Below are 6,033 nucleotides of genomic sequence, written 5' to 3' on the forward strand. Positions count from 1 at the left end.
TCTCCTCCGGCTCGCCCGCTAAGCGGGCGAGCCGGAGGAGAAGCGCCGCAGCAGCGGCGAGAGCACCAGGACGGACTTGGTGCGCTCCACGAAGGGCTCGCCCGCGATGCGTTCCAGGACGCGCTCGAAGTGGCGCATGTCCGAGGCGAAGACCTGGACGACGGCGTCCGCGTCACCGGTGACGGTCGACGCGGACACCACCTCGGGGTACCGCTCCAGACCTCGCCGGATGTCGTCCGGCGAGGTGTTGTGGCGGCAGTAGATCTCGACGAAGCCCTCGGTCTCCCAGCCGAGCGCCGCCGGGTCCACCCGTACGGTGAATCCGGTGATGGCGCCCTCGGCCCGGAGCCGGTCCACGCGCCGCTTCACTGCGGGGGCGGAGAGTCCGACGAGCGAGCCGATGTCGGCGTAGCTGCGGCGGGCGTCTTCCGCGAGGGCGTGGACGATGCGTTCGTCGAGGTCGTTGAGTCGCACTACGGGTGGATCACTTCTCTGCTGGAGCCTCTGCCAGGGCCGGAGCCGTGGCCAGTCGGGAGCGGCGAATGCCGTACAGGAAGTAGAACACGAGCCCGGCGGCCATCCAGCAACCGAAGACCACCCAGGTGACGACGTCGAGGCTCGCCATGTTGTAGAGGCAGAAGCCGAAGCCGAGGATCGGGAAGACCGGGCCGAGGGCCACCTTGAAGGTGCGCGGCATGTCGGGGCGGGTGCGGCGGAGCACGATGACCGCGACGTTGACCAGGGCGAAGGCGAAGAGGGTGCCGATGCTGGTGGCGTCGACGAGCTTGCCGAGCGGGATGACCGAGGCGAGCGCGCCGCAGAAGAGCGACACGATGACCGTGTTGATGCGCGGGGTGCCGGTCTTGCCGCTGACCTTGCCGAAGACCTTCGGGACCAGGCCGTCGCGGGACATCGCGAAGAGGACGCGGGTCTGGCCGTAGAGCACGGTGAGGACGACGCTGGCGATGGAGATGACGGCGCCGGCGGCGAGCATCGTGCCCCAGAAGGTCTGCCCGGTGACGTCGTTCATGATCGCGGCCAGGGTGGCCTCGGAGCCCTCGAAGGCCTTCCAGTGCCAGGCGCCGACGGCGACGGCCGCGACGAGGACGTACAGCACGGTGACGATGAGCAGCGAGAGCATGATCGCCCGCGGCAGGTCGCGCTTGGGGTTCTTGGCCTCCTCGCCGGCCGTGGAGGCGGCGTCGAAGCCGATGTACGAGAAGAAGAGGGTCGCGCTCGCGGCGCCGACGCCGGTCATGCCGAGCGGCATGAAGTCCTTGTAGTTGCCGGACTTGAAGCCCATGAAGCCGATCGCGCAGAAGATCACGAGGGTGACGATCTTCACCCCGACCATGATCGTGTTGACGACGGCGGACTCGCGGGCGCCGCCGAGCAGGAACACCATGGCGAGCATCACGACGATGAGGCCGGGCAGGTTGATGACGCCGCCCTCGCCGGGCGCCGAGGAGAGCACGTCGGGGATGGTGACGCCGATGGTCCCGTCGAGCAGCTCGTTGAGGTACTCGCCCCAGCCGACGGCCACGGCGGCGACGGAGACGCCGTACTCCAGGACCAGACACCAGCCGCAGACCCAGGCGACGAGTTCACCCATCGTTGCGTACGCGTACGAGTAGGAGGAGCCGGCGACCGGTATGGAGCCGGCCAGCTCGGCGTACGAGAGGGCCGAGAACAGGGCTGTGAGACCGGCGATGACGAAGGCGATCGTGACGGCGGGGCCGGCCTTCGGAACGGCGTCGCCGAGGACGACGAAGATGCCGGTGCCGAGCGTGGCGCCGATGCTGATCATGGTCAGCTGCCACATCGAGAGCGAGCGGCGGAGACTGCCGCCCTCACCCTGGCCACCCTCGTCGACCAGGCGTTCCACCGGCTTGCGTCGGATGAGTGCGCCGAGAGCGGAGGTCTTCGGGGCGGTCGTGTCGACGACCGGTGGGGCTGCGCCGTGATCCAGCACTGCGGAGGCTCCTTATCGCTGCCTGTGGGGTTCGGAGACGACCGCGGCGGTGCGCGGGCATGCCGGAGCACACCCGCGGGGGACGGAAACCGCCGAGCAGGCGGTCGACGCCACTCCTGGTACGAGGCATGAGCCTAAAGGGAAGAGCTTCGCAGTCGTAATGCAGGGTTGTTGCGCAGTGCCGGATGATCATTGCGCGCTTCGGGCCCAGACGGGCAAACATTGCGCTCCCCCGCATGAATCGACACATCCGGGTGTGAACCGGCACGCGCACGCGTATGGACTCCTCATGCGGAATGACACACGCTGCGAGCCCCTGACGACCGCCTTCGGCGGCCCACGATCGGAGGCCCCGGTGCACTGGCTCGACCCGTCACCGTTCCTGCGCGGCACGGCCTGGCTGGACGGGGACCGGCCCGTACGCGCCGACCCCGACGACCTCGAACGGCTGCCGTGGGACATCGCCGAGCGGGCCGCGCTGCCCATCGGGGTACGGATCGAGTTCACGGCCGCGCCCGGCACGCGCGCGGTGGAGCTCCGCTACCGGGCGGCCGTCCCGGCGCCGGACGATCCGCTGCGGGCGCTGCGCCACTGCTTCGCCCTGTGGCGGGGCACGCGGCTCGTCGGCGAGGTCTGCGCGGCTCCGGCTCCGGAGGCCGTCGTGAGGCTCCCCCTCCCCCCGGACGGCGGCGTGTTCACCCTCCACCTCCCGGAGGGCCAGGCGCCCGTGCCGCTCGCGCTGCGGGCCGTCGGGGGCGCACTCTCCCCCGCCCCGGCGCGGCCCCGGTGGCTCGTCCACGGCGACTCGATCACCGAGGGCTGGTGGTCGACCCGCCCGGCACACTCCTGGCCGGCCACGGCGGGGCGGCTGCTCGGCCTGGACACGGTGAATCTGGGGTACGCGGGCGGGGCGAGGGGCGAGCTACCGCTCGCCGAACACCTGTCCCGCCTCCAGGGCGATCTGATCACCCTGGCGTTCGGAACCAACTGCTGGTCCCGGGTGCCGGCCACGGCCGACTGGCTGTACGCGACGGTCCGCGCCTTCGTGGGCCTGGTCCGCCGGGGCCACCCGGACACCCCGCTGCTGATCGTCTCACCGGTCCTGCGCCCGGAGGCGGAGCACACCCGCAACGCCCTGGGAGCGACCCTGACGGAGCTGCGGCGGGCCATGGAGCGGGCGGGCCGGGACCTGGCGACGGAGGGCGACGCCCACCTCCTGGTCCTCTCCGGCCGCCCTCTGCTCGGCCCGGAACACCTGGCGGACGGGTTGCACCCGAACGATGCGGGGCATGCGCGGATGGCGGCGGCGGTGGCGGGGGCGCTGCGGGGAGCGCTGAAACCGCCTCGCGCCCGCTCGGCCCCCTGAGCCGCGCGCCGTACGGGGGACCCGCCCGTGCGGGGCCCGCGCCCGTGCGGGGCGTCGCCCACCCTCCGTGCTGGCCCGCACCCGTGTGGGCCTCGGCCCGCTGCCGTGTGGGCCTCGGCCCGCAGGGCGGGACCGGTGGGCACACGGGACAGTGCCCCCAGCCGGGCCCAGGCTTCCGTGCCTGGGCCCGCACCACGAGCGCGGCGCACAGTCGGTGCGGGTCAAGGGCGCGGGAGCCTCGGGCGCCGGCGGGCGCGGGCCCACAACGGGCGGAGTGCGGGCCGTAACGGGCTTGGGCCCCGGGAGCGAGGTCCCGGGGCCCAAGGCGTACTACTGCGTGAGCGGTCAGCTCCAGCTCGCGTGCAGCGGCTTGCCCTCCGCGTAACCCGCCGCCGACTGAAGACCGACGACCGCCTTCTCCTCGAACTCGGCGAGCGAGGCCGCACCGGCGTAGGTGCAGGACGACCGCACGCCCGCGATGATCGAGTCGATCAGGTCCTCGACGCCCGGACGCTGCGGGTCGAGGAACATGCGCGAGGTGGAGATGCCCTCCTCGAACAGCGCCTTGCGGGCGCGGTCGTAGGCGGACTCGTCCGAGGTCCGGTTCCGGACGGCGCGGGCCGAGGCCATGCCGAAGGACTCCTTGTACGCACGCCCCTGGGCATCGTGCTGGAGGTCGCCGGGGGACTCGTACGTCCCGGCGAACCAGGAGCCGATCATCACGTTGGACGCACCGGCGGCGAGCGCCATGGCGACGTCGCGCGGGTGGCGGACACCGCCGTCGGCCCAGACGTGCTTGCCGTACTTCTTCGCCTCGGCGGCGCACTCCAGGACGGCCGAGAACTGCGGGCGGCCGACGCCGGTCATCATGCGGGTGGTGCACATGGCGCCGGGTCCGACGCCGACCTTGATGATGTCGGCGCCCGCCTCGATGAGGTCCTTGACGCCCTCGGCGGCGACGATGTTGCCCGCGACGATCGGGACCTGCGGGTCGAGCGCCCGGACGGTCTTGATCGCGGAGATCATCGACTCCTGGTGGCCGTGCGCGGTGTCGATGACGAGCGTGTCGACGCCCGCGTCGAGCAGCTGCTTGGCCTTGCCGGCGACGTCGCCGTTGATGCCGACGGCGGCGGCGATGCGGAGGCGTCCCTGGGCGTCGACGGCCGGGGAGTAGAGGGTCGCGCGCAGGGCGCCCTTGCGGGTGAGGATGCCGACGAGCTTGCCGTCCGCGTCCACGGCCGGGGCGTAGCGCCGGTTGTGGGCGTCGAGGGTGTTGAAGGCCTCGCGCGGGTCGATGTCGGCGTCCAGGAGGAGCAGGTCCTTGGACATGACCTCGGAGAGCTGGGTGAAGCGGTCGACGCCGGAGAGGTCGGCGTCGGTGACGACGCCCACCGGGCGGCGGTTCTCGTCGACGACGACACCTGCGTCGTGGGCGCGCTTCGGCAGCAGGGAGAGCGCGTCGGCGACGGTCTGGTGCGGCTCCAGGACGATCGGGGTGTCGAGCACGTGGTGGCGGCTCTTCACCCACGAGATGACGTCGGTGACGACCTCGATCGGGATGTCCTGCGGGATGACGACCAGGCCGCCGCGGCGGGCGACGGTCTCGGCCATCCGGCGGCCGGCGATGGCGGTCATGTTGGCGACGACGAGCGGGATGGTGGTCCCGGTCCCGTCGGGCGAGGAAAGGTCCACGGCCTGGCGGGAGCCCACGGCCGAGCGGCTCGGCACCATGAAGACATCGTCGTACGTCAGGTCGTAGGGCGGCTTGACGTCATTGAGGAAACGCACGTGCTGACATCCCAGTCGTTCGGATCGGCCCCTAGGCATTTCAGCCAGGGGAAAAAGCACGTAGTTCATTGTCCCACGAGGGGTGGCGCAGACGATCCGGGCTAAACGTCCGAGCCTTGGGCAGGGCGTGCTGTCGGATCCTCCAAATGGCCGAGCGAGAGGAGGACCGCGAGGCCTTCGGAGCTGGCCCGGGCCGCCGCCGAGAAGACCTCCTGGGCGATGGCCCAGTCCTCGGGACTGGCCTCGGCATAAGCCTGCCAGCCGGTCACGACGACCGCCATGGGTTCGCGCATATCGGCGAGGGAGTCGGCGAGGGCGTCCCAGTTGCGGCCGAACCACACGGGCAGCGGCAGCGCGCGCACGCAGCGGTTCATGAAGGCGGTCTTGTCGGTGACCCCGTGCAGGTCCAGGAGGACGGCGTCATCGATCCTCATCCGCGACCACCTCCCGGAACGTCTCGTAGTGGTCGTCCGTGTAGTACGTCTCCCCACCCCGGCCGGTGACGATGCGCCGGGCGCCCCGGTCGCGTTCGCCGGGGGTCTTCACGGTGTACTCGTGGTAGTAGCCGCGGTCACGCCGGGGCAGGACCCGCTCGAAGTTCGAGAAGACGGCGCCGTCCTTGGCATACGGGAAGGGGCCGCCGCGCGCGATGAGGGCGAGCGTCTTCCGGGCCTCGGGCGGCAGGTCCGCCGCTCGTACGGTGGGGAGCCCCGAGGTCCCGGTGGGCGCGGCGGCGGCCGTGGTGGCGGCGCGGGTCGGGGCGGCCGTGGCGGCGGTGCGGGTCGGGGCGACCGTGGTGGCGGCGCGGGTCGGGGCGGCCGTGCCGGTCCCGCCCCCGCCCGCCGAGGAGCACCCGGCCAGGAAGACGGCGAGGACGAGCGCGAGGAGCACGCGCAGGGGCCGGAGC

At 72.0% G+C, this 6,033-nt stretch carries 6 protein-coding genes; 1 reads left to right on the plus strand and 5 read right to left on the minus strand.

All coding sequences use genetic code 11. From position 1 onward, the window contains the following. Positions 1-18: 18 nt before the first annotated feature. Together CCN56_RS21200 and CCN56_RS21205 are read right to left on the minus strand one after the other, a co-directional pair. Positions 19-474 carry an Lrp/AsnC family transcriptional regulator gene (locus CCN56_RS21200; protein ID WP_015032260.1) on the minus strand — a complete coding sequence of 152 codons (456 nt, stop codon included), beginning with the start codon at positions 472-474 and terminating at the stop codon, positions 19-21. A gap of 10 nt (positions 475-484) precedes the next feature. Further along, entirely contained in the window at positions 485-1,972 is a 1,488-nt protein-coding gene (locus CCN56_RS21205; RefSeq protein ID WP_086829050.1) for an amino acid permease, read from the minus strand. A 355-nt stretch (positions 1,973-2,327) separates the two neighbouring features. On the opposite strand from CCN56_RS21205, the gene CCN56_RS21210 reads away from it, so the two are divergent. Further along, positions 2,328-3,338 (plus strand): GDSL-type esterase/lipase family protein, encoded by a 1,011-nt coding sequence (locus tag CCN56_RS21210; protein ID WP_179199932.1) that lies wholly within the window; start codon positions 2,328-2,330, stop codon positions 3,336-3,338. A gap of 345 nt (positions 3,339-3,683) precedes the next feature. Here the strand turns inward: CCN56_RS21210 and CCN56_RS21215 are convergent, their stop codons facing one another. The 3 genes from CCN56_RS21215 to CCN56_RS21225 all read right to left on the minus strand — a co-directional run. Continuing rightward, positions 3,684-5,126, minus strand: a complete 1,443-nt coding sequence (locus tag CCN56_RS21215) for a GuaB1 family IMP dehydrogenase-related protein (RefSeq protein ID WP_041128219.1) — start codon at positions 5,124-5,126, stop codon at positions 3,684-3,686. A gap of 101 nt (positions 5,127-5,227) precedes the next feature. Continuing rightward, positions 5,228-5,560, minus strand: a complete 333-nt coding sequence (locus CCN56_RS21220) for a barstar family protein (protein ID WP_086829054.1) — start codon at positions 5,558-5,560, stop codon at positions 5,228-5,230. Then, positions 5,547-6,033 (minus strand): ribonuclease domain-containing protein (locus CCN56_RS21225; protein WP_373412880.1); only part of this gene is annotated, 487 nt, incomplete at its 5' end. The genes CCN56_RS21220 and CCN56_RS21225, both read right to left, overlap by 14 nt.

This window comes from Streptomyces sp. NRRL B-24572, assembly GCF_002156145.1.
Classification (GTDB): domain Bacteria; phylum Actinomycetota; class Actinomycetes; order Streptomycetales; family Streptomycetaceae; genus Streptomyces; species Streptomyces vietnamensis.